23 protein-coding genes are annotated in these 19,482 nt (G+C 68.4%); 12 read left to right on the top strand and 11 right to left on the bottom strand.

Annotated elements, in window-relative coordinates; translation table 11 throughout:
* Positions 1 to 2 precede the first annotated feature (2 nt).
* From BKA16_RS05665 to ccsB, 4 genes are read left to right on the top strand one after another with little or no spacing between them, the layout of a single operon-like run.
* The gene (locus BKA16_RS05665; protein ID WP_183369743.1) at positions 3 to 617 is read left to right on the top strand and encodes a TlpA family protein disulfide reductase; all 615 of its coding nucleotides are present in this window, start codon (positions 3 to 5) and stop codon (positions 615 to 617) included.
* On the top strand, positions 614 to 1,423 hold the full coding sequence (locus BKA16_RS05670) for a cytochrome c biogenesis CcdA family protein (RefSeq protein ID WP_183369744.1): 810 nt from the start codon (positions 614 to 616) through the stop codon (positions 1,421 to 1,423). Before BKA16_RS05665 ends, BKA16_RS05670 begins: the two co-directional genes overlap by 4 nt.
* Complete coding sequence (resB, locus tag BKA16_RS05675; protein ID WP_183369745.1) at positions 1,420 to 3,078, top strand: cytochrome c biogenesis protein ResB; 1,659 nt, start codon at positions 1,420 to 1,422, stop codon at positions 3,076 to 3,078. Before BKA16_RS05670 ends, resB begins: the two co-directional genes overlap by 4 nt.
* 28 nt (positions 3,079 to 3,106) lie before the next feature.
* Positions 3,107 to 4,117: a c-type cytochrome biogenesis protein CcsB gene (ccsB, locus tag BKA16_RS05680; protein ID WP_183369746.1), complete on the top strand. Its 1,011-nt coding sequence runs from the start codon at positions 3,107 to 3,109 to the stop codon at positions 4,115 to 4,117.
* A 35-nt stretch (positions 4,118 to 4,152) separates the two neighbouring features.
* Here the strand turns inward: ccsB and BKA16_RS05685 are convergent, their stop codons facing one another.
* Both BKA16_RS05685 and BKA16_RS05690 read right to left on the bottom strand, forming a co-directional pair.
* Positions 4,153 to 4,326, bottom strand: a complete 174-nt coding sequence (locus tag BKA16_RS05685; RefSeq protein WP_183369747.1) for a hypothetical protein — start codon at positions 4,324 to 4,326, stop codon at positions 4,153 to 4,155.
* Positions 4,327 to 4,423: 97 nt separating this feature from the next.
* Positions 4,424 to 4,651 carry a BldC family transcriptional regulator gene (locus BKA16_RS05690; protein ID WP_183369748.1) on the bottom strand — a complete coding sequence of 76 codons (228 nt, stop codon included), beginning with the start codon at positions 4,649 to 4,651 and terminating at the stop codon, positions 4,424 to 4,426.
* A gap of 270 nt (positions 4,652 to 4,921) precedes the next feature.
* On the opposite strand from BKA16_RS05690, the gene BKA16_RS05695 reads away from it, so the two are divergent.
* The 6 genes from BKA16_RS05695 (at position 4,922) to BKA16_RS05720 (ending at position 10,710) form a co-directional block, all read left to right on the top strand.
* Positions 4,922 to 5,254, top strand: coding sequence for a DUF4229 domain-containing protein (locus BKA16_RS05695; protein WP_183369749.1), 333 nt, complete (start codon positions 4,922 to 4,924; stop codon positions 5,252 to 5,254).
* A complete protein-coding gene (gene cds1 / locus BKA16_RS05700) occupies positions 5,251 to 6,360 on the top strand; it encodes an L-cysteine desulfhydrase Cds1 (RefSeq protein ID WP_183369750.1) in 1,110 nt (369 codons plus the stop codon). The genes BKA16_RS05695 and cds1 overlap by 4 nt, the downstream gene beginning before the upstream one ends.
* Before the next feature lie 67 nt (positions 6,361 to 6,427).
* On the top strand, positions 6,428 to 7,114 hold the full coding sequence (locus BKA16_RS05705; protein ID WP_183369751.1) for an ABC transporter ATP-binding protein: 687 nt from the start codon (positions 6,428 to 6,430) through the stop codon (positions 7,112 to 7,114).
* 6 nt (positions 7,115 to 7,120) lie between these two features.
* Entirely contained in the window at positions 7,121 to 9,625 is a 2,505-nt protein-coding gene (locus tag BKA16_RS05710) for an ABC transporter permease (RefSeq protein ID WP_183369752.1), read from the top strand.
* Between the two features lie 61 nt (positions 9,626 to 9,686).
* Complete coding sequence (locus BKA16_RS05715) at positions 9,687 to 9,953, top strand: helix-turn-helix domain-containing protein (protein ID WP_183369753.1); 267 nt, start codon at positions 9,687 to 9,689, stop codon at positions 9,951 to 9,953.
* Positions 9,946 to 10,710, top strand: a complete 765-nt coding sequence (locus BKA16_RS05720; protein ID WP_183369754.1) for a Clp protease N-terminal domain-containing protein — start codon at positions 9,946 to 9,948, stop codon at positions 10,708 to 10,710. Before BKA16_RS05715 ends, BKA16_RS05720 begins: the two co-directional genes overlap by 8 nt.
* Positions 10,711 to 10,740: 30 nt before the next feature.
* Here BKA16_RS05720 and BKA16_RS05725 read toward each other — a convergent pair whose 3' ends face one another.
* Positions 10,741 to 11,610, bottom strand: a complete 870-nt coding sequence (locus BKA16_RS05725; protein ID WP_183369755.1) for a 1,4-dihydroxy-2-naphthoate polyprenyltransferase — start codon at positions 11,608 to 11,610, stop codon at positions 10,741 to 10,743.
* A 135-nt stretch (positions 11,611 to 11,745) separates the two neighbouring features.
* Here BKA16_RS05725 and BKA16_RS05730 point away from each other — a divergent pair, with 135 nt between their 5' ends.
* On the top strand, positions 11,746 to 13,089 hold the full coding sequence (locus BKA16_RS05730) for a PE-PPE domain-containing protein (protein ID WP_246371666.1): 1,344 nt from the start codon (positions 11,746 to 11,748) through the stop codon (positions 13,087 to 13,089).
* Here the strand turns inward: BKA16_RS05730 and menE are convergent.
* Genes menE through BKA16_RS05755 form a run of 5 tightly spaced genes read right to left on the bottom strand, consistent with a single transcriptional unit; the run spans position 13,076 to position 16,462 of the window.
* Positions 13,076 to 14,245 (bottom strand): o-succinylbenzoate--CoA ligase, encoded by a 1,170-nt coding sequence (menE, locus tag BKA16_RS05735; RefSeq protein ID WP_221247088.1) that lies wholly within the window; start codon positions 14,243 to 14,245, stop codon positions 13,076 to 13,078. The genes BKA16_RS05730 and menE overlap by 14 nt on opposite strands.
* Entirely contained in the window at positions 14,242 to 14,565 is a 324-nt protein-coding gene (locus BKA16_RS05740) for a DUF3349 domain-containing protein (protein WP_183369757.1), read from the bottom strand. The genes menE and BKA16_RS05740 overlap by 4 nt, the downstream gene beginning before the upstream one ends.
* 11 nt (positions 14,566 to 14,576) lie before the next feature.
* A complete protein-coding gene (locus tag BKA16_RS05745; RefSeq protein ID WP_183369758.1) occupies positions 14,577 to 14,888 on the bottom strand; it encodes a DUF3349 domain-containing protein in 312 nt (103 codons plus the stop codon).
* Positions 14,889 to 14,939: 51 nt separating this feature from the next.
* Complete coding sequence (locus tag BKA16_RS05750) at positions 14,940 to 15,209, bottom strand: hypothetical protein (protein WP_183369759.1); 270 nt, start codon at positions 15,207 to 15,209, stop codon at positions 14,940 to 14,942.
* Between the two features lie 29 nt (positions 15,210 to 15,238).
* The gene (locus BKA16_RS05755; RefSeq protein ID WP_183369760.1) at positions 15,239 to 16,462 is read right to left on the bottom strand and encodes an inorganic phosphate transporter; all 1,224 of its coding nucleotides are present in this window, start codon (positions 16,460 to 16,462) and stop codon (positions 15,239 to 15,241) included.
* A 274-nt stretch (positions 16,463 to 16,736) separates the two neighbouring features.
* On the opposite strand from BKA16_RS05755, the gene BKA16_RS05760 reads away from it, so the two are divergent.
* A complete protein-coding gene (locus tag BKA16_RS05760; RefSeq protein WP_382427831.1) occupies positions 16,737 to 17,789 on the top strand; it encodes an LLM class F420-dependent oxidoreductase in 1,053 nt (350 codons plus the stop codon).
* A gap of 37 nt (positions 17,790 to 17,826) precedes the next feature.
* Here BKA16_RS05760 and BKA16_RS05765 read toward each other — a convergent pair whose 3' ends face one another.
* From BKA16_RS05765 to BKA16_RS05775, 3 genes are read right to left on the bottom strand one after another with little or no spacing between them, the layout of a single operon-like run.
* Positions 17,827 to 18,318: an SRPBCC family protein gene (locus tag BKA16_RS05765; RefSeq protein ID WP_183369762.1), complete on the bottom strand. Its 492-nt coding sequence runs from the start codon at positions 18,316 to 18,318 to the stop codon at positions 17,827 to 17,829.
* 22 nt (positions 18,319 to 18,340) lie between these two features.
* Positions 18,341 to 19,273, bottom strand: coding sequence for an LLM class F420-dependent oxidoreductase (locus BKA16_RS05770; RefSeq protein ID WP_183369763.1), 933 nt, complete (start codon positions 19,271 to 19,273; stop codon positions 18,341 to 18,343).
* Between the two features lie 44 nt (positions 19,274 to 19,317).
* On the bottom strand, positions 19,318 to 19,464 hold the full coding sequence (locus BKA16_RS05775; RefSeq protein ID WP_183369764.1) for a hypothetical protein: 147 nt from the start codon (positions 19,462 to 19,464) through the stop codon (positions 19,318 to 19,320).
* Positions 19,465 to 19,482 lie beyond the last annotated feature (18 nt).

The raw sequence follows: 19,482 nt of genomic DNA on the forward strand, positions 1-19,482 counted from the left end.
CGATGCGCCGCACCCACCGCGCGGCGGCCGCCGCCCTCGCGGCCATCGCCTCGGTCGGACTCGTCACGGCGTGCAGCACCGGCGACGACGCCGTCGCACAGAACCAGTCCAACCAGTTCGTCTCGCCCGGCGGCAAGCTCGACATCGACTACCCCGTCGGCGAGCGCAAAGCCGCGGGCCGGGTGAGCGCCCCCGATCTGCTCACCGGCGAGACGATCGACCTCGACCAGTTCGCGGGCGACGTCGTGGTGATCAACGTGTGGGCGTCCTGGTGCGCGCCGTGCCGCAAGGAGTTCACCGAACTCGAGGCCACGTACCAGGCGACCAAGGACAAGGGCGTGGCGTTCCTCGGCCTCGACTTCCGCGACAGCAAGTCGAACGCGCAGGACTTCTTCGCCGACAACAAGGTCAGTTACCGGTCGATGTTCGACTACGGCGGCGCGACGATCGCCGCGCTCGGTGTGCCGGTCGGCGCGGTCCCGACCACGATCATCCTGGACCGGCAGCACCGTCCGGCCAAGGTCTTCCTCAAGGCGATCACCGAGCAGAGCCTGACCGAGGCGGTGCTCGACGTGGCCGCTGAGGAGCCCGCACCCACCGCGAAGCGGCCCGAATGAACGAGGTCGTCCTGGCCGACGTCGGCCAGTCGTTCGCCACGACCGTCGTCTCGGGGCCGTTGCTGTTGGCCGTCGGCGCCTGTGTGATCACCGGATTCGTCTCGTTCGCGTCGCCGTGCGTGGTACCGCTGGTGCCCGGCTATCTGTCGTATCTGGCGGGGCTCGTCGGCGCCGAGGCGCCCGCCGTCGCGGTCGGCGAGGAACGCAAGAACGGGCGGTGGCGGGTGGTCGGCGCCGCCGGGCTGTTCGTACTCGGCTTCACCGCCGTCTACGTGCTGGCGACCGCGGCGATCTTCGGGGCGACGTCGCTGTTCCTGGACACCGACCGCCTCGAGCTGGTGCAGCGGATCGGCGGTGTGATCACCATCGTGATGGGCCTGGTGTTCCTCGGCATGATCCCGTTTCTGCAGCGAGATCGGAAGATGGCGCCGCGCCGCTACTCGAATGTGATCGGCGCACCGATCCTCGGGGCCGTGTTCGCCGTCGGCTGGATCCCGTGCAGCAGTGCGACGCTCAGCGCCGTACTGTCCATCTCGCTCTCGACAGAGGGGTCGTCGGCGTGGCGGGGCGCACTCATGGTCACGGCGTACTGTCTGGGGCTGGGCATCCCGTTCGTGATCCTGGCCGCGTCGTCGGCCTGGGCCGTCCGGAGCCTCGGATTCATTCGGCGGCACGCGCGCGCCATCCAGGTCATCGGCGGCGTAGCGCTCATCGCGGTCGGTGTCCTGCTGGTCACCGGCGCGTGGAACGACGTCGTCGACTGGTTCCGGATCAGTCTGATGAGCGATGTGGAGTTGCCTGTATGAGTTCGGCGCAGAGTCCGGTGCAACGATTCGTCGTAGTACCGCTTCGTAAGACGTGGCGCGGCCTCACCTCGATGCGGACGGCGCTCGCGCTGCTGTTCCTGCTCGCACTGGCCGCGATCCCGGGGGCCCTGCTTCCGCAACGCGAACTCAACGAGCAGAAGACCCTCGACTACATCAAGGACAAGGGCGCGCTCGGGGAGTGGATGGACCGAGTCCAGTTGTTCGACGTGTTCTCGTCGACGTGGTTCACCGCGATCTACCTCCTGCTGTTCCTGTCCCTGATCGGATGCCTCACCCCGCGCATCTGGGAGCACTACAAGGCCTACCGCACCCCGCCGGTCGCCGCTCCCCGCAACCTGAAGCGCCTGCCTCGCCACATCACCGAGACCGTCGACGGTTCGCCCGAAGAGGTCGCGGAGACCATCTCCGGCAATCTCCGCGGCTGGCGTAAACGCACGCGCGTCGTCGAGCCGTCCGATAGGTTCCCGCACGGCGCCGTGGAGGTGTCCGCCGAGAAGGGCTACCTCCGCGAGCTGGGCAACCTCGTCTTCCACTTCGCCCTGCTGGCCCTGCTCGTGGCGCTCGCCGTCGGCAAGATGCTCGGCTACGAGGGCTCGCGCACGCTCGTCGCGGGCGACGACCAGGTGCTCTGCAACACCTCGACCGCCGTCTACGACACCTTCCGTTCGGGCGCCCTCGTCGACGGCACCGGCCTGGCCCCGTTCTGCATCCGCGTCGACGACTTCTCGGCGACGTTCCTGCCGAACGGCCAACCCGACATGTACGACGCGAAGATGGCCTACACCGACGATGTGGCGAAGGCCCCCGACCAGTGGAGCACCGCATCGGTACGGGTCAACAAGCCGTTGCGCATCGCGGGCGACCGCGTGTACGTCCTCGGCAACGGCTTCGCGCCGACCTTCACGGTGACCTTCCCCAACGGGGACACCAGGACTCAGACCGCGCCGTTCCTCCCTCAGTCGACGCAGACCATGCTGTCCGAGGGGGCGGTGCGCTTCGAGACGCCCGCGGGCATGTACCCCGACCCGGACGTGCGCCGCAAGAATCAGGTCGCCATCCAGGGACTCTTCGCTCCGGATCCGGTGTTCGGTCACGGCGGCCTGCTCAATTCGCAGTCGCCGATCGTGAACAATCCGACGGTGGCGATCCGGGTGTTCCAGGGCGACTCGGGCATCGACTCCGGCAAACCGCAGAACGTCTACTCGCTCGATCAACAGCTCATCGACCAGGGCCGACTGAATCAGAAGGCGTCGGTGAACCTCGAACAGGGGCAGGACACCGTCCTCGAAGACGGCACCCGAGTGTCGTTCGACGGTTACAAGCGCTGGGTGTCGATCCAGGTCTCGCACGATCCGGCCCAGTTGTGGGTGCTGGTGTCGGCCGTCGCGATGGTGCTCGGACTCGTGGTGTCGCTGATGATCCGTCGACGTCGGATCTGGGCGCGTCTGGTGCCCGCACCGTCGGCTGCCGAGGGAAGTGACGGGCCAGACCTTGAAAACGACGAAGTCCGACGTACTGTAGTAGAAGTGGCCGGGCTGGCCCGCACCGATCAGGCGGGCTGGGGCGACGGCTTCGAAGACCAGGCGCGCGGTCTGCTGACCGACGCCGAGAGCCGCAGGCGCCGCACGCTGTGATGCGCGAGTTCGAAGAGAAGGAACACTGATGGAAGAGTCGGGTTACGTCAACGAGACGCTCGGCCAGTACTCCGACTGGTTCTACGCGACGGCGATCACGGTGTACGCGATCGCCATGGTCCTGTTCCTCGCGTCGCTCGCCTCGGCGAGATTCGCCAAGATCGAGAAGCAGCAGCAGGAGCGTGAGCTGGTCGGCGCGGGTGTCGCGGTCTCCGCCGACGACCGTGTACCCGGCCGCGTGGCCGGCCCGGGGCCGAGGCGCCGCGAGGCGGGCGAACGACTGGCGTCCATGGCGTACCCGGTGGTGTGGGTGGGTCTTGCCGCGCATCTGACGTCCATCGTGCTGCGCGGTGTCGCGACCGACCGCGCCCCGTGGGGCAACATGTACGAGTTCATCTCGCTGACGACCATCGCGTGCGTCGTCGCAGGCGTCGTCGTGCTGCGGAGGCGGGAGCAGCGGCCGCTGCTGAGCTTCGTGCTCATCCCGGTGATCCTGCTCATGTTCATCGCGGGCAAGTTCCTCTACACCCAGCCCGCGCCGGTCGTGCCCGCCCTGAAGTCGTACTGGCTCGCGATCCACGTCTCGATCATCTCGATCTCGTCGGGCATTCTGCTGGTCTCGGGCGTGGCCAGCATCCTGTACCTGGTGAAACAGCAGTGGGACGTCGAGGCGGACGAGACCGCGAGTGGAGTCGGCGGCGGCCTCCGGCGGCTGCTCGGGCACCTGCCGTCGACCGAGTCTCTCGACCGACTCGCCTACAAGTGCGTGGTGATCGGCTTCCCGCTGTTCGGTCTGGGTGTCATCTGCGGCGCGATCTGGGCCGAGTCGGCTTGGGGGCGCTTCTGGGGCTGGGACCCCAAGGAGACGGTCTCGTTCATCGCGTGGATCGTCTACGCGGCCTACCTGCACGCCCGTGCGACGGCCGGTTGGCGCAACGCCGCCGCGTGGATCAACGTCGCAGGTTTCGTCTCGCTTCTCTTCAATCTCTTCGCGATCAACCTGGTGGTGTCCGGCCTGCACTCGTACGCGGGCCTGTAAGGGGTTCGACTCCGGATCTCGTGACCGGAGTCGAGTCACTTCAGTGTGCGCAGGAAGTCCGGATCGTCGTCGGGTCCCTTGGGTGCTTCGCGGCGCGGGCGCCGGTCGGGCACCCGCTGCCCGTTCGACGCGGAGTCCTGCAGGCCGGCGAGACGCCAACCGACGAATGCCACCGAGCAGACGAGTACTGCAACGAATATGTAGATCATGACAACGGCCACCTCCTACAGTTCACCGTACCCGGGAACCATGAGGGGTGGCCGTTTTGTCTCACTCGGAGGCCGGCGGCGTCGTCGACGCCGTAGGTCAGGAGCGATTGAGCAGCGCGACGACGTCGGCTTCGCGGAACCGGCGGTGGCCGCCCGGGGTGCGGATCGACTTCAGCACGCCGGACGAGGCCCAGCGGGCGACGGTCTTCGGGTTCACATTGAACATCGCGGCGACCTGGCCGGGGGTCAGGTTGTGCTGCGTGGCGAGTGCGGGGGTGATGATTCCGCCGGTGGTCTGCTCGTCGGTGTCGGCGACTGCGGTCATGGTTCGACCTCCTGATGATTGGTGGGCTTCGTATTCCTTTGTCGCCCGGACGGCTGATTGAGCCGATCGCCCGGTACCTCTCCATCTGTACACGCTCTTGGGGTGGTTGCTCGAACAGTCAGGTGTAAGTAAAGAGACCGTAATGTCCGTTAGGTGGGGGCCGAAGGTCCCGATCGAGCGATGGAATCGGGACATTTCCGCACGTGAACGTGCCATGGACGGACCTCATGCGGTCGGTTCCGAGTAGGGCGGAACAAGTAGTCTGTAGGCATGAGTCAAGACCGTTCCGATTCCGCCACTTCGAGCGATGCCGCTCCCGCCACGATGGGCAGCCTGATCGGAGCCGTCGCCCTCTACACGGCGGCGCGGCTGGTCCTCGTCGTGGTCCTCGCCGCGATCATCTTCTTCGCGGGCAAACTGTTCGGTGTCGACGTCCCGATCCTCGTGGCCGCCGTGTTCGGCGTCCTCATCGCCCTGCCGCTCGGCATGGTCGCGTTCAAGTCGATGCGCCTGCGCGTCAACGACCAGATCGCCCGCATCGACGCCGACCGCGCCGCGCGCCACGCGGACCTCCAGTCCCGCCTGCGGGGCGAGGAGAAGTGAGCCTCGCGCGGGTCGTCGAACATGCGACGGATCGGTCGTGGACGGCCGACGCCGTCCGTCGTATCGAAGCCGACGGTCTACGCAGTGCGGACACGCACCTGCTCAAAGTCGATCTGCCGGCCTGGGCGGAGGCGCCGCGCGGGGTGGAGCTGTATCTGAAGGACGAGTCGACTCATCCGACGGGCTCGTTGAAGCATCGGCTGGCGCGGTCACTGTTCCTGTACGCGCTCTGCAACGGCTGGATCCGGCCAGACACCACGGTGATCGAGGCGTCGTCCGGGTCGACCGCGGTGTCGGAGGCGTATTTCGCGAAGCTGATCGGCGTCCCGTTCGTCGCGGTCATGGTCAAGGGCACCTCGCCGCGTAAGACCGAGCTGATCGAGGCCCAGGGCGGCATGTGCCACTTCGTCGACTCGCCGTCGGAGATCTACAGCGTCGCAGGACAGTTGGAGGTAGAACTCGGCGGCCACTTCATCGATCAGTTCACGATGGCCGAGCGCGCCACCGACTGGCGGGGCAACAACAACATCGCCGAATCGGTGTTCGCGCAGATGGCGCGGGAACCTCACCCGGTGCCGGAATGGATCGTGGTGGGAGCGGGCACCGGCGGTACGTCGGCGACATTCGGTCGCTATCTGCGGTACCAGCAGCACGACACGCGGCTGGCCGTCGTCGACGTGGAGAACTCGGTGTTCCTGCCCGCTTACGAGTCCGGCGACGGCTCGATCGTCTCCGACGGTGCGTCGCGCATCGAGGGCATCGGCCGACCGCGCGTGGAGCCTTCGTTCGTCTCTCAGGTCATCGACGCCATGATCGGCGTGCCCGACGCCGCATCGGTGGCGGCCGCGCGGTTCCTGTCTCACCGGCTGGGACGCCGGGTCGGCGGATCCACCGGCACCAACTTCTGGGGTGCGTGCACCCTGCTGGCCGAGATGGTGGCGGCGGGCCGGTCGGGCAGCGTCGTGACGCTGCTCTGCGACAGCGGCGACCGGTACGACCACACCTACTTCAACGACGACTGGGTGAACGCCCAGGGACTCGACCTGGCACCCGCCACCGAGGTTCTGACGGAGTTCTTCGCCACGGGGGAGTGGCCGAACTCGTAGTGTTGGCAGACGCGAGGGTCCGTCCGAACCCCTCGTGCACATTCTCTGTCACTGCGAGGGAGCACGCATGCCGGTGGTCGAAGCCAGGGATCTGGTTCGGGAGTATCGGATGGGCGCCGAACGCGTCCGCGCGCTCGACGGGGCGTCGTTGACCCTCGACGGAGGACAGTTCGTGTCCGTCGTCGGCCCGTCCGGAGCAGGCAAGTCGACTCTCCTGCACGTGATCGGGGCGCTCGACGCCCCGGACTCGGGAACCATCCGGGTGGACGGCACCGACCTGTCCTCGCTCGACGACGACGCGGCCTCGGAGTTCCGTCGCCACCGCGTCGGCTTCATCTTCCAGTTCTTCAACCTGGTGCCGACGCTGTCGGCGTGGGAGAACGTCGCGCTGCCGAAGCTGCTCGACTCCGCGTCGTTGGCCAAGGCGAAGCCGCGGGCCGTCGAGCTGATGGAACGCGTCGGTCTGGGGGATCGCATCGACCACCGGCCGTCGCAGATGTCCGGCGGTCAGATGCAGCGGGTCGCGATCGCCCGTTCGCTCATCATGGATCCGACGATCATCCTGGCCGACGAGCCGACCGGCAACCTCGACTCGCAGACCGGCGCCGACGTCCTGTCGCTGCTCGCGGACGTCGCGCATGAGAGCGCGGAGCGACTCGTGCTGATGGTGACCCACGACCGCGGTGCCGCGCAGGTCTGCGACCGGGTGGTGACCGTTCGCGACGGGCGGGTCGTCGACCCGGACGCGGACTAGGCAGCGATGCGCGCGTTCCTCACCCGGCTCCGGGTCCTCGGCCTGCGGGACCTCACCGCGCACAAGCTGCGAGTGATCACCTCCCTGGTGGTGGTGCTGGTGTCGTCGGCCCTGTTGGTCGCGGTCCTGTCGGTCTACGGTTCGATCACCGCGTCGGTGCGCGACTTCGCCACGGCGGTGTCGGGCGAGGCGACCCTCGAGGTCGCGGCGATCGCCGACACGGGCGTCGACGGCGAGATCGCGGGCGAACTCCGCCGCGGGGTCCCGCAGGCGAAGGCCGTCGTGCCCGTGGTGCGAGGCACCGTCACCGTCGACGGCGAGCCGACGGTGCTTCTCGGCTCGGACTATCGGGCGTCGTCGTTGTCGCCGCAGTTGGGCGATGCCGTCGCGACCGACGGCGGGCTCACCCTCGACGACCTGCGCGACGGGATCGTCGTCGGCGATGCGACGGGTCTGCACGAGGGACAGCCGGTCCGCATCGGAGACCGCACGGTGCGAGTGATCCGAGTGCTCGACGAGCGCGCCGATCGCCTCAACGGGGGCCGGTTCGTCTTCGCCTATCTGCCGCTCGCGCAGGAGTTGGCCGGACTCGGTGACGCGGTCGACTCGCTGCTCCTGGTGCCGAGACCGGGAGCGGACGAGGCCGATATGCGCGCCGCCGCCGAGAAGGTGGTCGGCAATCGGGCGACGGTCGTCGACCCCGACTTCCGGGTGCGGCAGGCGCAGGTCGCCGGATCGGTGGTCCGCGACTCGACGCTCCTCGTGTCGATGGTCTCGCTGGTGATCGCCGCCTTCCTCGTCTTCAACACCATGAACATGGCGGTCGCCTCGAGGCGACGGAGTCTGGCGATGATTCGGGCGCTGGGAGGGCGCCGCCGCCATCTCGCGACGGATCTGCTCGGCGAGGCCGCGGTGTTCGGGATCGTCGGCGGCGTGCTCGGCGTTCCGGTCGGAATCCTCGCGGGCCGGTGGGCGCTGGGACGCGTGCCGTCCGGCGACGCCGGGATGCAGGTGAGCTTCTCGCTGCCCGCCTACGTCCCGCTGGTGGCGATCGCCGCTGCCGTCGTCGCCTGCGTGGCCGCGACGTCGTTGGCCGCCAAGGCGGTGTTCTCGGTGACGCCCGTCGAGGCGATGGCGCCCGGTCAGATCGCCGACGCCGCCCCGCTGCCCCGGCGTCTGCTCTCCGTGTGCGGTGTGCTGGGCGTCGGCGGCCTCCTCGCATCGTGGCTGATCGTGTGGGCCGTCGACGGTCGACCGGCGATTCTGGCGGGCGCGGTGTACGCGGTCGGCGGGCTGGTGCTCTGCTTCGCGCTGAGTCCGCTGCTGGTGGCCGGGGTGCGGGTGGCGGCCGGGTGGTTCGGCGGTCCGGGCAGGCTGGCGGCGGTGAACGCCGAGCGAGCGCCGCGTCGCGCCTGGGCGACGGTCATGACCGTCGCCGTCGCGGTGGCCGTGGGGATCGGGATCTCCGGAGCGTTGAACAACCTCGTCGGCTCCATCTCGGGCTCGCTCGACGGCCTCGCCGACCCCGACCTGTACGTGTCCTCCCAGAACGCCGAGTCGATTCCGTCCGGGCCGGTGCTGTCGCCCGAGATCGAACGGGAGGTGCGGCGGGTGCCGGGTGTGCGGCGGGTGGTCGGCGGCCAGTGGGCGCGTGTGAATCTGGGTGACGCCCGCGCATTGATCCAGGGTCTGGAACCAGGGTCTGCGGCGCCGTTCCTGCGCAAGACGTCGCCGGAGACCGCGCGTGCGACGCTGGCCGGTGACGGCGTCCTGCTGTCGCACACGCTGGCCCGGGTTCTCGACGTCCACACCGGCGACAGTCTTCGGTTGGCGACGCCGACCGGCCCGCACGAGGTACGGGTGCTCGACACGGTGAACTACGTGTCGATGGATTCGGGGGTCGCGGCGATGTCGGTCGACCTGCTCCGCGAGTGGTTCGAGCGTCCCGGCGACACCTATCTGCAGGTGGATCTGGATCCGGGAGCGGATCCGGGCGCGGTGGCTCGCGCGGTGACCGCCGTCGCCGATGCGCATCCCGGGGCGGGCGGGGCCCCGGTGCACGTCTACACCGGTGCACAGGCGCTCGCCGCCACCCAGAAGGCCGCCGAGCAGTCGGGCGGGTTCACCGTGGCCATCCAGTGGATCGTGTCGGCCGCGGCCGCGATCGCCCTGCTCAACACGCTGCTGCTGTCGGTGCTGGAACGACGCCGCGAGATCGGCGTGCTGCGTTCGATGGGTGCGTCTCGTCGGTTCGTCACCCGCATGGTGCTCGCCGAGGCGGCGGCGATAGCGGGCGTCGGCGCGGTGGTCGGCATCGTGATGGGCACCGGACTGCATCTGCTCGCCGATGCGATTCTCGCCGAGACCACCGCGATCGAGATCGTGTACTCGCCGCTGTGGTCGTCGGCCTGGTACGTGGCGGTGTCCGCCGGGTTGTGCCTGGTCGGAGCGGTCGCGCCGGCGATGCGCGCGGCGCGGCTGAACATCAGCGAATCGGTGTCGTCCGAGTGACGCGGAATATTGACTGTCAATAAATATTGACAACGGGTCGGTGTCAACATAACCTGACAACATGCACGACGATGAGATGACGACGGATACGACCTCGATGGCAGGCGTCGCCGCCAGCGACGACCCGGGCGTGGGCCTGGGGACGGTTCGGGCTCTGCGAACCCTCGCGGATCGATTGGAGGACGTTCACGTCGCCTCGGCTCGCGCCAACGGGTGGAGCTGGCAGGCGATCGCGGATGTTCTCCAGGTCAGTCGTCAGGCCGTGCACCAGAAGCATTCACAACGAGAAGCCGCTTCGGCGGCGAGAAAGGACGGCGACGATGTTTGACCGTTTCTCGCGGGAAGACCGCACACTGTTCATGTTCGCCACGCAGGAGGCCCACGATCTCGGGCACTCCAGCATCGGCAACGACCATTTGATCCTCGGCATGCTGTGCAATGCGCGCAGCCCGATATTCGGTGTCCTCGGCGACCTCGGATTCACCCTCGACGGTGCTCGCAAGGCCGTGTCGGAGTATCACGAAGGTCACGATGAGGACCCGGCGCCGGACGCCGACGGACGCTATGAAGAAGATCGGGAGGCGCTGCGCAGCATCGGGATCGATCTGGATCGCGTGCGTGAGGCGGTCCGATCGAAGTTCGGCGACGATCTCGCCGACGGCTGGGGTGAGCGTTCGGGGCGTGGCCGCGGACGCGGCGGGCGAGGCGGCCGCGGCGAACACCGCGGTCGCGGTCCGCACGGCCACGGCCGCGGCCGTGGCCCGGGATTCGGCCCGGGGTTCGGCCCGGGGCCGGACTTCGGCCGACCCGGCTGGGACGCCGAGGGGCCGTGGGAAGGCGGCCGCGGGCGCCGCGGTCCGCGTGGGCGAGGGCGCGGCCGGATGAACGAGTCGGTGCGTGACGCCCTCCGTTCGGCCGTCACGCTGGCCCGCAGCCGCGGTGACGAGCACATCGGTGTCGCGCACCTCCTGCTCGGCATCCTCGACGCGAACGACGACGCCTCGCGCGCCCTCGTCGAGTCCGTCACCGACGTCTCGTCGGTGCGCGCGGCGGCCGAGCGGCTGCTCGAGCCCGCAGCCGTCTAGCCGCACCCGGGAGGAGCCGGGTGACGCGACTCAGGTCAGTCCGAGTGCCACACCCGTGGCGACCGCCCAGACCAGCATCGCCATGCCGGTGGTGGCCAGCGTCGGGATGAGATCGCGGCCATGAGCGTTCGAGACCACGGGACGGACGGCGATCACCGCGAGCGGTGCGGCGAGGAATCCGGCGAAGGCGGCCGTCGTCGCCGGGACGAGGCCGATCGTGATCGCGAACGGGACGGCGATGAGGATCGCGAACAGTGCGCGGGTGCCCTTGTCGCCGAGTCGGACGGCGAGAGTGATCTTGCCGGACTCCTTGTCGGTCGGGATGTCGCGGAGGTTGTTGGCCACCAGCACCGCGCTGGAGAACGATCCGACGGCCACCGCGCACAGCGCGCCGATCCAGTCGATGCGCCCGACGGTCACGTACTGGGTGCCGAGCACGGCCACCAGGCCGAAGAAGACGAAGACGGCGACCTCGCCGAAGCCCAGGTACCCGTACGGCTTCTTGCCGCCGGTGTAGAACCAGGCGCCGGCGATGCACACCACACCGACGACGATCAGCCAGTACGCGGTGGTGATCGCGATGGCCAGCCCGCAGGCCGCGGCGATGCCGAAGCAGCTGAACGCGGCGGCCTTGACCGCTCCCGGCGTCGCCGCGCGGGAGCCGACCAGCCGCATCGGGCCCACCCGCTCGTCGTCGGTGCCGCGGATGCCGTCGGAGTAGTCGTTGGCGAAGTTCACGCCGATGATCAGGGAGAGTGCGACCACCAGGGCGAGCACGGCATTCCACCAGACGACGTCGCCGATGTGTGCCGCCGCACCGACACCGGCGACGACGGGGGCGATCGCGTTCGGCAGCGTCCGAGGTCGGGCGCCCTGAATCCATTCGTTGACGGTGGCCACGAATAGAGCATGTCACGCGCGAACCGCGCCGTCGGCGCTGGCCGGTGTGGAAAGTGACCGAGATCGTATGCGGGCGCATGACGTTCGTCCGTTTGGGTCACGCCCTTTGTCGGATACGCATGATCTGATCGGTACATGAAGATGAGGACGAAGGTCGCGGCGACCACGGTGGCCGGCGTGATGGCGGCGGGACTGGCCGCACCGGCATGGGCGGCGTCGCCGTTCGAGGCCGTGTTGGACGAGTACTCCGAGCCGGCCGCGGATCCGGGAGAGTTCCGCGACGTCCTCGACCGGTGGGTGAGCGCGGACCAGCTCGACGACGTCCTCGTCGTGGTGACGCCGGGAACCGACGATACGGGTCTCGGTCCCCGGACGGCCGGACTCGTCGCCGATCACGACGCGCGGATCGTGAAGTATCCGGGTTCGTTCTGGCCGGTCTCGTCGGGGAGCACCGGTGCGCTGCTGCCGTTCTTCGCACCGACCTACGACGCGTCGAAGAACGTGGCGGTCGACGCCAACCTCGCGATCATGGCGGCCATGCGGGGGACGGGCCGGGTGGTCGTCTACACCGGGTACTCGCAGGGGTCGGATGCGCTCGGCGACGCCGCCGAGCGCGCCGCCGCGGACGGGCTCCTCGACGGCGACACGTTGGTGCTGCTCGTCTCCGATCCGCGCGGGCCGTGGGGCCTCAAATCAGGTCTGGAGAAGATCCCGTTCCACACGCCGATCATGGCGTTGATCGGAGCGCAGAGCAACGGTGCGCGCGATCCCGGGAAGACGGGTGACGCCGAAGTGGTCCAGGTGATCGTCAAGGGCGATCCGGTGGCGAACTGGCAGTGGAATCCGCTGAGGCCGGTGTCGTCGCTCCTGGTCGACCTCGCGGGATTCATCACCATCCACGGCAGTACGGGCCCGTACACGTACGCGCACTTGGAGAACCTCGAACTGGAGAAGACGCTCTACAGCGCCGAGGGCAACACGCGGTACGAGGTGTACGACACCTACCATCCGTTGGCGCTGCTCAACGCGATGATCGCCGCCGCGTTGGGCATCGAGGTCGACGAGGCGCAACTCGCCGAATGGGACCGGCAGGCCGAGTTCTTCTATCCGATGCAGGACGTCGCTCCCGAGACCGCGGACCCAGGCGTCGGGGTGGTGACCGAGAAGCCCGAAGGCCGTCACACGCTGCACGACGCCGCCGGCAGGGCCGTCGAGAGCGAGCCGTCCGCCGCGGGCGAGTACGAGGGCCGCCACCGTGCCGAGGAGGTCGAGACCGTCGTCGACGTGCCGACACCGTCGACCCCGAATGCGGTCGCACCCGCTGTGCGGCAGGGGGACCCGGTCGGGGGCGCGCCGCGGTCAGAGTCTGCCGCCGACGCGGCGCCCGCCGACGATGCGGGCCCGACCGACGGCGATCCGATCCAGGTCGGCGCGCCGACCGATCAGACCGCTCCCACCGGAGTGGTCACCCCGTCGTAGCCAGAAGGTCGCGCAGCGCGGTGCGATCGATCTTGCCGGGGCCGCGGCGGGGAAGTGTGTCGAGAACGAACACCTCGCGGGGTGCGGCGTACCGGTCCAGACGGTCGACGACGATCTCACGGACCTCGTCGACGCTCGGTGCGGTCGCGTTCGGGGCGAGAACGATCGCGACCACCACGCGTTGTCCGAGGCGGTCGTCGGGGAGCCCGACCACGGCGCAGTCGGCCACCGTCGGGAGTGCGCCGATCGCGGCCTCGACCACCTGCGGAATCACGGTGAGACCACCGGAGGAGATCGCTTCGTCGGCGCGCCCGACGATCGTGAGCACACCGTCGCGCACGGCTCCCAGATCGTCCGTGCGGAACCATCCGGGTTCCGCGAAGGCCGGATGCTCGGGCAGGTTCCGGTAGCCGAGGGCCACCGTCGCACCGCCGAGGATCACTCGGCCGACGCCGTCGTCGTCCGGGTTCTCGATACGGATCTCGGTGCCCCGCAGAGGTATTCCGTCGTAGACGCAACCACCCGCCGTCTCGCTCATCCCGTAGGTCCGCACGATCGTCAATCCCTCGTCGACGGCCCGCCGCGCCAGCGACGCCGGGGTCGCGGCGCCGCCGACGAGGATCGCATCCAGTCCGGCGAGCGCGGCGGTCGCAGCGGGGTCCTCGAGCGCCTTGCGAAGCTGCATCGGCACCAGCGACGTGTAGCGGCGCGGCCCGTCGAGTGCGTCGATCGCCGGGATCAGGGATGCGGGATCGAAGCCTCCGGAGACGTCGACGACGACGGGGTCGTACCCGGCGGCCAGCGACCGCAGCAGCACCTGCAGGCCCGCGATGTGATGCGGCGGCATGGTCAGCAGCCATGCGCCGGGACCGCCGAGGGTCTCGGCGGTGGCGTCCGCGGATGCGCCGAGGGTGTCGCGCGTGTGCACGGCGCCCTTCGGCGACCCCGTGGTGCCGGAGGTGGACACGACCAGCGCGGCGCGCTCGTCGATCGGTTCGCCGACGCCGAGATGCTCGACGAGCCGTCGGGCCTCATTCGACTCCAGATCCGGCAGGGGCAGGTAGGCGGCGTCACCGGCCAGCAGAGCCGACAGATCCCGCCGCGCTGACAGCACGGCGGGATCTGCGGGAAGTACTAGCGACTGAAGTGTTCTCAGGGCTCGTCCTCGGTATCGGTCGGAGGCGGGAACGGGTCGTCGTCGAACGGCCAACAGTTCTCCGCCAGTCTGTCGCGGACGCGTTCGACGTCCTCCTCCCGAGGGAGCTCGTCGGTGACCTTCGTGATCTCGACGCCGATGTCGACCTCGTCGACGGGAGTCTCGGGGATCAGATCGGCGGCGACCTGACGCACTTCGTCATCACTGAGCTGGCGGCGCAGCAACGACAGGAGGGGGACGTAATCGCTCTGCGGGACACCCTGCGGGTATCCCGCGCGCAGCCACGATCGAATCGTGGTGAGCAGCGATGGGCGGTCCACGTCGTGTGTTTCTAATCCGCTGCTGGGACTTCGAGTGCCAGCGGCCATCCGGCGGCCGCCAGGCGTGCCGCGACCTGCCGCTGTTCCTCGACGGACGGCGCTTCAGCGGTGATCGCGTGGATCGCCGCACCGATCTGCTCCGGCGTCGCGGGGTTCTCGGCGCCGTGCTCCACCGCGAGCTTGAGCACGATGTCGGTGATCTCCGACTCCGACAGCACCGGTGTCAGCAGCGCCAGGAGCGGCGGGTAGTCGGAGGCGGGGATCCCCTCCGGGTATCCGGTGCGAATCCAGTTGATGATGTTCTCGAAGATCGAGGGAGCCATGTCTGCTCGGGACCTTTCAGATCAGGAGTAGGCGGGACGCGTCAGCGCGCGTCAGTACGCGAAGTCGGGGAAGATCTTCCAGTCGAAGTAGTAGTTCAGCGTCTGCCGCATGACCCACAGGATGCCGACCACGATGATGACGGCGGTGAGGCCGATCAGCACGAAGCCGAGGTACTTCAGGAACGGGTTGGCGGGCTTGCCCACGATCTCGCCCGCGCCGGTCGCCTCGGCGCGCATGCCGACGGCGAACAGGGCGGGGAGGCCTGCGCCGAGGATGAGCCCGACCGCGAGGACCTTCATGATGTTCTCGAGGATGTCCATGGTGTCGAATGCCTTTCGTGGACCGGGGTTCAGGACTGCGGAGCAGTGGTGGACGGCTCGCCGTCGGCGAGGACGGGTGCGTTCTCGTCCCACTCGGCGTTGACGTTGTTCGCGTCGACCTTCTGCTGCTGGGCGCGCCAGTACATGTAGCCCGACAGCGCGGCGAGGATCGCGAAGATCACGATACCGCCCGCGGCGCCGCCGATCGCGTTCGCCAGCCAGAAGCAGAGTGCGCCGACGATGCCCGCGGCGGGGAGGGTCGTGACCCAGGCGACGACCATGCGGCCGGCGACGCCCCAGCGGACTTCCGCGCCCTTCTTGCCGAGGCCGGTGCCGAGAATCGAACCGGTGGCGACGTGGGTGGTCGACAGGGCCATGCCCGCGGCGGACGAGGTCAGAATGATCGCGGCCGACGAGGCTTCGGCTGCCATGCCCTGCGGTGCGGCGATCTCGACGAGACCCTTGCCGAGGGTGCGGATGATGCGCCAGCCGCCGAGCCAGGTGCCGAGAGCGATCGCGCTCGCACAGGTGACGACGATCCAGATCGGGAGTCCGTGCTTGACCGAGCCGGCGTCGAGGTGACCGGTGGCGATGAGGGCCAGTGCGATGACGCCCATCGTCTTCTGCGCGTCACCGGTGCCGTGTGCCAGCGAGACCAGTGAAGCCGAGGCGATCTGACCGCGACGGAAGCCGTCCTCCTTCTTCTTGGCCGACATGCCGTTGGTGATCGCGTAGATCAGGAGCGTGCCGATCGCGGCGACGATGCAGGCGATGAGCGGTGCGAACAGTGCGGGGAGGATGACCTTGCCGAGGACGCCGTGCCAGTTGATGCCGGAACTGCCGATCGCGGCGAGACCCGCACCGATCAGACCGCCGAACAGTGCGTGCGAGGAACTCGACGGAAGGCCGAACAGCCAGGTGAAGAGGTTCCAGAGGATGGCGCCGATGAGTCCGGCGAAGATGATGATCAACGCCTTGTTGGCGTCGAGTCCGGAGACGAGCGTTCCCGCGTCGTCGCCGTCGGTGTTCTGGATCTTCAGAACGTCCTTGGTGATGGTTGCGGCGACCTCGACGGAGAGGAATGCGCCGACGAGATTGAGGATCGCCGAGAGGCCGACGGCCACCTTCGGCTTGAGTGCGCCGGTCGCGATGGACGTCGCCATGGCGTTGCCGGTGTCGTGAAAGCCGTTGGTGAAGTCGAAGCCCAGGGCTGTGACGATCAACAGCACAAGAATGATCATCTCTGCGGTCATGCGGATAACTATGGGGTCTGAACCATACACCTCGTCAACTCGTGTGGGATAGAAAACATCGCCGTGACCTGCATGTTTCCCATGAAGAGGGGCGTATTCACGAAATGTTCACCACTTCGTCGCGCGGGCGTCACCACGGTGCGGCGTTCAGGGTTTCCCGGGGGCGACGCCCAGGTGTCTCTCAGGTGAACGAGAGTGCCGTATTTCGGACATGACCAGCGACGGAGGCCACAGCCGAGGTGTGTCCTCGGTATGCAACAATCGGCCAATGACGATGAAGCTGGGCATGCCTATCAACTATGCGGGCGATTTTCGCGAGACCATCGACAATCTCAGGGACTTCGAGTCCGCCGGTGTGCGACGAGTCACCGTCGCCGAGGCCTACAGCATCGACGCGGTCAGCCAGCTCGGTTACATCGCCGCACGCACCGAGACCATGGAGCTGCAGACCGGGATCCTGCCCATGTACTCGCGCACGCCGACCAATCTCGCGATGACCGCGGCCGGTATGGACTACATCAGCGGCGGTCGATTCGTGCTCGGCATCGGTGCGTCCGGCCCGCAGGTGATCGAGGGCTTCCACGGCGTCAAGTACGACTTCCCGCTCGGGCGAGCCCGCGAACACGTCGACATCTGCCGTCAGGTGTGGCGTCGCGAGAGGGTCGAGCACCGCGGCCGCTCATACCAGATCCCGCTGACCCAGGACGACGGCGGATCGGGGCTCGGCAAGTCGCTCAAGATCATCAACCACCCGGTCCGTGATCGGATCCCGATGCTGCTCGCCGCGATCGGCCCGAAGAACGTCGAGCTGGCCGCGGAGCTGTTCGAGGAGTTCCAGCCGTTCCTGTTCCACCCCGAATACGTCGACGCGGCGTTCGGCGAGGCGTTGGCGGCGGGCCGAGCCAAGCGTGACCCGTCGCTCGGCGACCTGTCGATCGTGGTGCAGGCCGCGGCCCGGATCACCGAGGACGCCGACGAGATCGAGAACGCGCTCAACGCGGTCCGCCACCACAGCGCGCTCTACATCGGCGGCATGGGCGCCCGCGGCAAGAACTTCTACAACTCGCTGGTGCAGCGGTACGGCTATGTCGAGGAGGCGGCGCTCATCCAGGATCTGTATCTGGACGGTCGCAAGGAGGAGGCGGCCGCAGCCGTACCCGACGAACTGGTGCGCGCGATGAGCCTCATCGGTCCGCGATCGTACGTCGCCGAGCGCGTCGAGGCGTTCCGCGGCGCCGATGTCGGGGTGATCCTCGCCTCGCCGTCGGCGCCGACGCACGCCCAGCGCGTCGAGGACATGCGGATACTCGCCGAGATCATCGGCTGACCCGGGCGGATCGGACCCGCGACGTCCGCGAGTCGGATCAGCCGACCGCGGCCTCGATCGCGTCGAGGTTCGACTCCATGCCCGCGCGCCACACGGCCAGGCGTCCGTCGATGATCCGGGCCTCCTTGTCCGGTGCGGCGGCGATGAAGCCCGCGAAAGGGGACTCGCCGTCGCCGATCCGGGCCCACTGGCGGATGATCGATTCGTTCCGCGCGGGGTCGACCTCGAATCCCCAGAGAGCCCACGGCTCGGCGTCGGCCGGACCCACCGACCACACCCAGCGCCGACCGTCCTCGACTTCGGTGATCGTCGCATCGGTCTGCCACTGCCCGAGCTCGGTGTTCTCGTTGTATCCGCGGAATCGTGCGCCCGATGCGACGGCGTCCGCCCCGTCGAGCCACTCGACGCGCTGCAGTTCGCCGTCGGCGCGAGTCGGGAGTGCGATGTCGGTGACGAGCTCCCACGCCCGCTCGGGAGAGCAGGCGACCCTGCGGGTCACCTCGATGATCGGGTTGTCGCGTAGACGCATCGAATAGACCTTTCGTGTCCGGTCAGCCCAGCTGCGGGGCGACCTTGTCGGCGACCAGGGCGAGGTGGTCCAGGTCGTGCAGGTCGAGTACCTGCAGGTACAGGCGGGTGACGCCGATCTCGCGGTAGGCGGAGATCTTCGCGACGACCTCGTCGACGGTTCCGGCGGCACCGTTGGATCGCAGCTCCGCCGGTTCGCGGCCGATGGCTTCGGCCCGGCGGTTCACCTCGGCGTCGGACTCGCCGCAGCACAGCACCAACGACGCGGAATAGACGAGGTCGTCGCCGTCGCGGCCGATGTCGGCGCATGCGGTACGGACGCGCTCGTACATGGTCGTGACGGTCTCGCGGGGTGAGAACGGAACGTTGAACTCGTCGGCGAAGCGGGCCGCCAGTGCCGGCGTACGACGCGGCCCGTGCCCGCCGATGACGATCGGAGGATGCGGCGCCTGCGCGGGTTTGGCGAGTGCGGGCGAATCGGCGACGGTGAGTTGCTTACCGGAGTAGGAGAACGATTCGCCGACGGGCGTCCCCCACATGCCGGTGACGATCTCGAGGGTGTCCTCCAGACGGTCGAAGCGGTCGCCGAGGCTCGGGAACGGAATGCCGTAGGCGGTGTGCTCCTGGGCGAACCAGCCCGCGCCGACTCCGAAGTCGATGCGGCCGCCGCTCATCTGGTCGACCTGTGCGACCGAGACGGCCAGCGGACCGGGGTACCGGAACGTGGCCGAGGTGACCAACGTGCCGAGCCGGATGCGTGAGGTCTGGACCGCCAGACCGGCGAGAGTGACCCAGGCGTCGGTCGGTCCCGGGCCGCCGTCGCCGTCGCCCATCGCGAGATAGTGATCGGAGCGGAAGAAGGCGTCATAGTCCAGGTCTTCGGCGGCGCGGGCGACGGCGAGCAGGTCGTCGTAGGTCGCGCCCTGCTGGGGTTCGGTGAAGATACGCAGTTCCATGACAACTCATGGTTCCAGAGTCGTCAGGGGACCGCTCGTGAGCGTCAGTCCTCGGCGTCGTCGTCGCCGTCGGTGTCGTGCTCGGCCAGGACGTCGTCCCCGCCCGCGCCTTCCAGGACGGTGAGCTCGTTGTCGATGGCAGCCGAGACTGCTTCTGCCTTGTGCTTGATCTTGTCGATGAACTCGGACATGGCGGGCTCCCGGAGTAG

Source organism: Gordonia humi (assembly GCF_014197435.1).
GTDB classification, from domain to species: domain Bacteria; phylum Actinomycetota; class Actinomycetes; order Mycobacteriales; family Mycobacteriaceae; genus Gordonia; species Gordonia humi.

What these genes read in the sequence shown, in the direction of transcription:
- BKA16_RS05745 (WP_183369758.1), bottom strand. Translation starts at nt 14,888, where the DNA reads ATGGCTCCCTCGATCTTCGAGAACATCATCAACTGGATTCGCACCGGA.
- BKA16_RS05690 (WP_183369748.1), bottom strand. Translation starts at nt 4,651, where the DNA reads ATGACCGCAGTCGCCGACACCGACGAGCAGACCACCGGCGGAATCATC.
- BKA16_RS05750 (WP_183369759.1), bottom strand. Translation starts at nt 15,209, where the DNA reads ATGGACATCCTCGAGAACATCATGAAGGTCCTCGCGGTCGGGCTCATC.
- BKA16_RS05730 (WP_246371666.1), top strand. Translation starts at nt 11,746, where the DNA reads ATGAAGATGAGGACGAAGGTCGCGGCGACCACGGTGGCCGGCGTGATG.
- BKA16_RS05720 (WP_183369754.1), top strand. Translation starts at nt 9,946, where the DNA reads ATGTTTGACCGTTTCTCGCGGGAAGACCGCACACTGTTCATGTTCGCC.
- BKA16_RS05685 (WP_183369747.1), bottom strand. Translation starts at nt 4,326, where the DNA reads ATGATCTACATATTCGTTGCAGTACTCGTCTGCTCGGTGGCATTCGTC.
- resB (WP_183369745.1), top strand. Translation starts at nt 1,420, where the DNA reads ATGAGTTCGGCGCAGAGTCCGGTGCAACGATTCGTCGTAGTACCGCTT.
- BKA16_RS05775 (WP_183369764.1), bottom strand. Translation starts at nt 19,464, where the DNA reads ATGTCCGAGTTCATCGACAAGATCAAGCACAAGGCAGAAGCAGTCTCG.
- BKA16_RS05755 (WP_183369760.1), bottom strand. Translation starts at nt 16,462, where the DNA reads ATGACCGCAGAGATGATCATTCTTGTGCTGTTGATCGTCACAGCCCTG.
- ccsB (WP_183369746.1), top strand. Translation starts at nt 3,107, where the DNA reads ATGGAAGAGTCGGGTTACGTCAACGAGACGCTCGGCCAGTACTCCGAC.
- BKA16_RS05715 (WP_183369753.1), top strand. Translation starts at nt 9,687, where the DNA reads ATGCACGACGATGAGATGACGACGGATACGACCTCGATGGCAGGCGTC.
- BKA16_RS05665 (WP_183369743.1), top strand. Translation starts at nt 3, where the DNA reads ATGCGCCGCACCCACCGCGCGGCGGCCGCCGCCCTCGCGGCCATCGCC.
- BKA16_RS05770 (WP_183369763.1), bottom strand. Translation starts at nt 19,273, where the DNA reads ATGGAACTGCGTATCTTCACCGAACCCCAGCAGGGCGCGACCTACGAC.
- BKA16_RS05760 (WP_382427831.1), top strand. Translation starts at nt 16,737, where the DNA reads ATGAAGCTGGGCATGCCTATCAACTATGCGGGCGATTTTCGCGAGACC.
- BKA16_RS05670 (WP_183369744.1), top strand. Translation starts at nt 614, where the DNA reads ATGAACGAGGTCGTCCTGGCCGACGTCGGCCAGTCGTTCGCCACGACC.
- BKA16_RS05765 (WP_183369762.1), bottom strand. Translation starts at nt 18,318, where the DNA reads ATGCGTCTACGCGACAACCCGATCATCGAGGTGACCCGCAGGGTCGCC.
- BKA16_RS05710 (WP_183369752.1), top strand. Translation starts at nt 7,121, where the DNA reads ATGCGCGCGTTCCTCACCCGGCTCCGGGTCCTCGGCCTGCGGGACCTC.
- BKA16_RS05695 (WP_183369749.1), top strand. Translation starts at nt 4,922, where the DNA reads ATGAGTCAAGACCGTTCCGATTCCGCCACTTCGAGCGATGCCGCTCCC.
- BKA16_RS05705 (WP_183369751.1), top strand. Translation starts at nt 6,428, where the DNA reads ATGCCGGTGGTCGAAGCCAGGGATCTGGTTCGGGAGTATCGGATGGGC.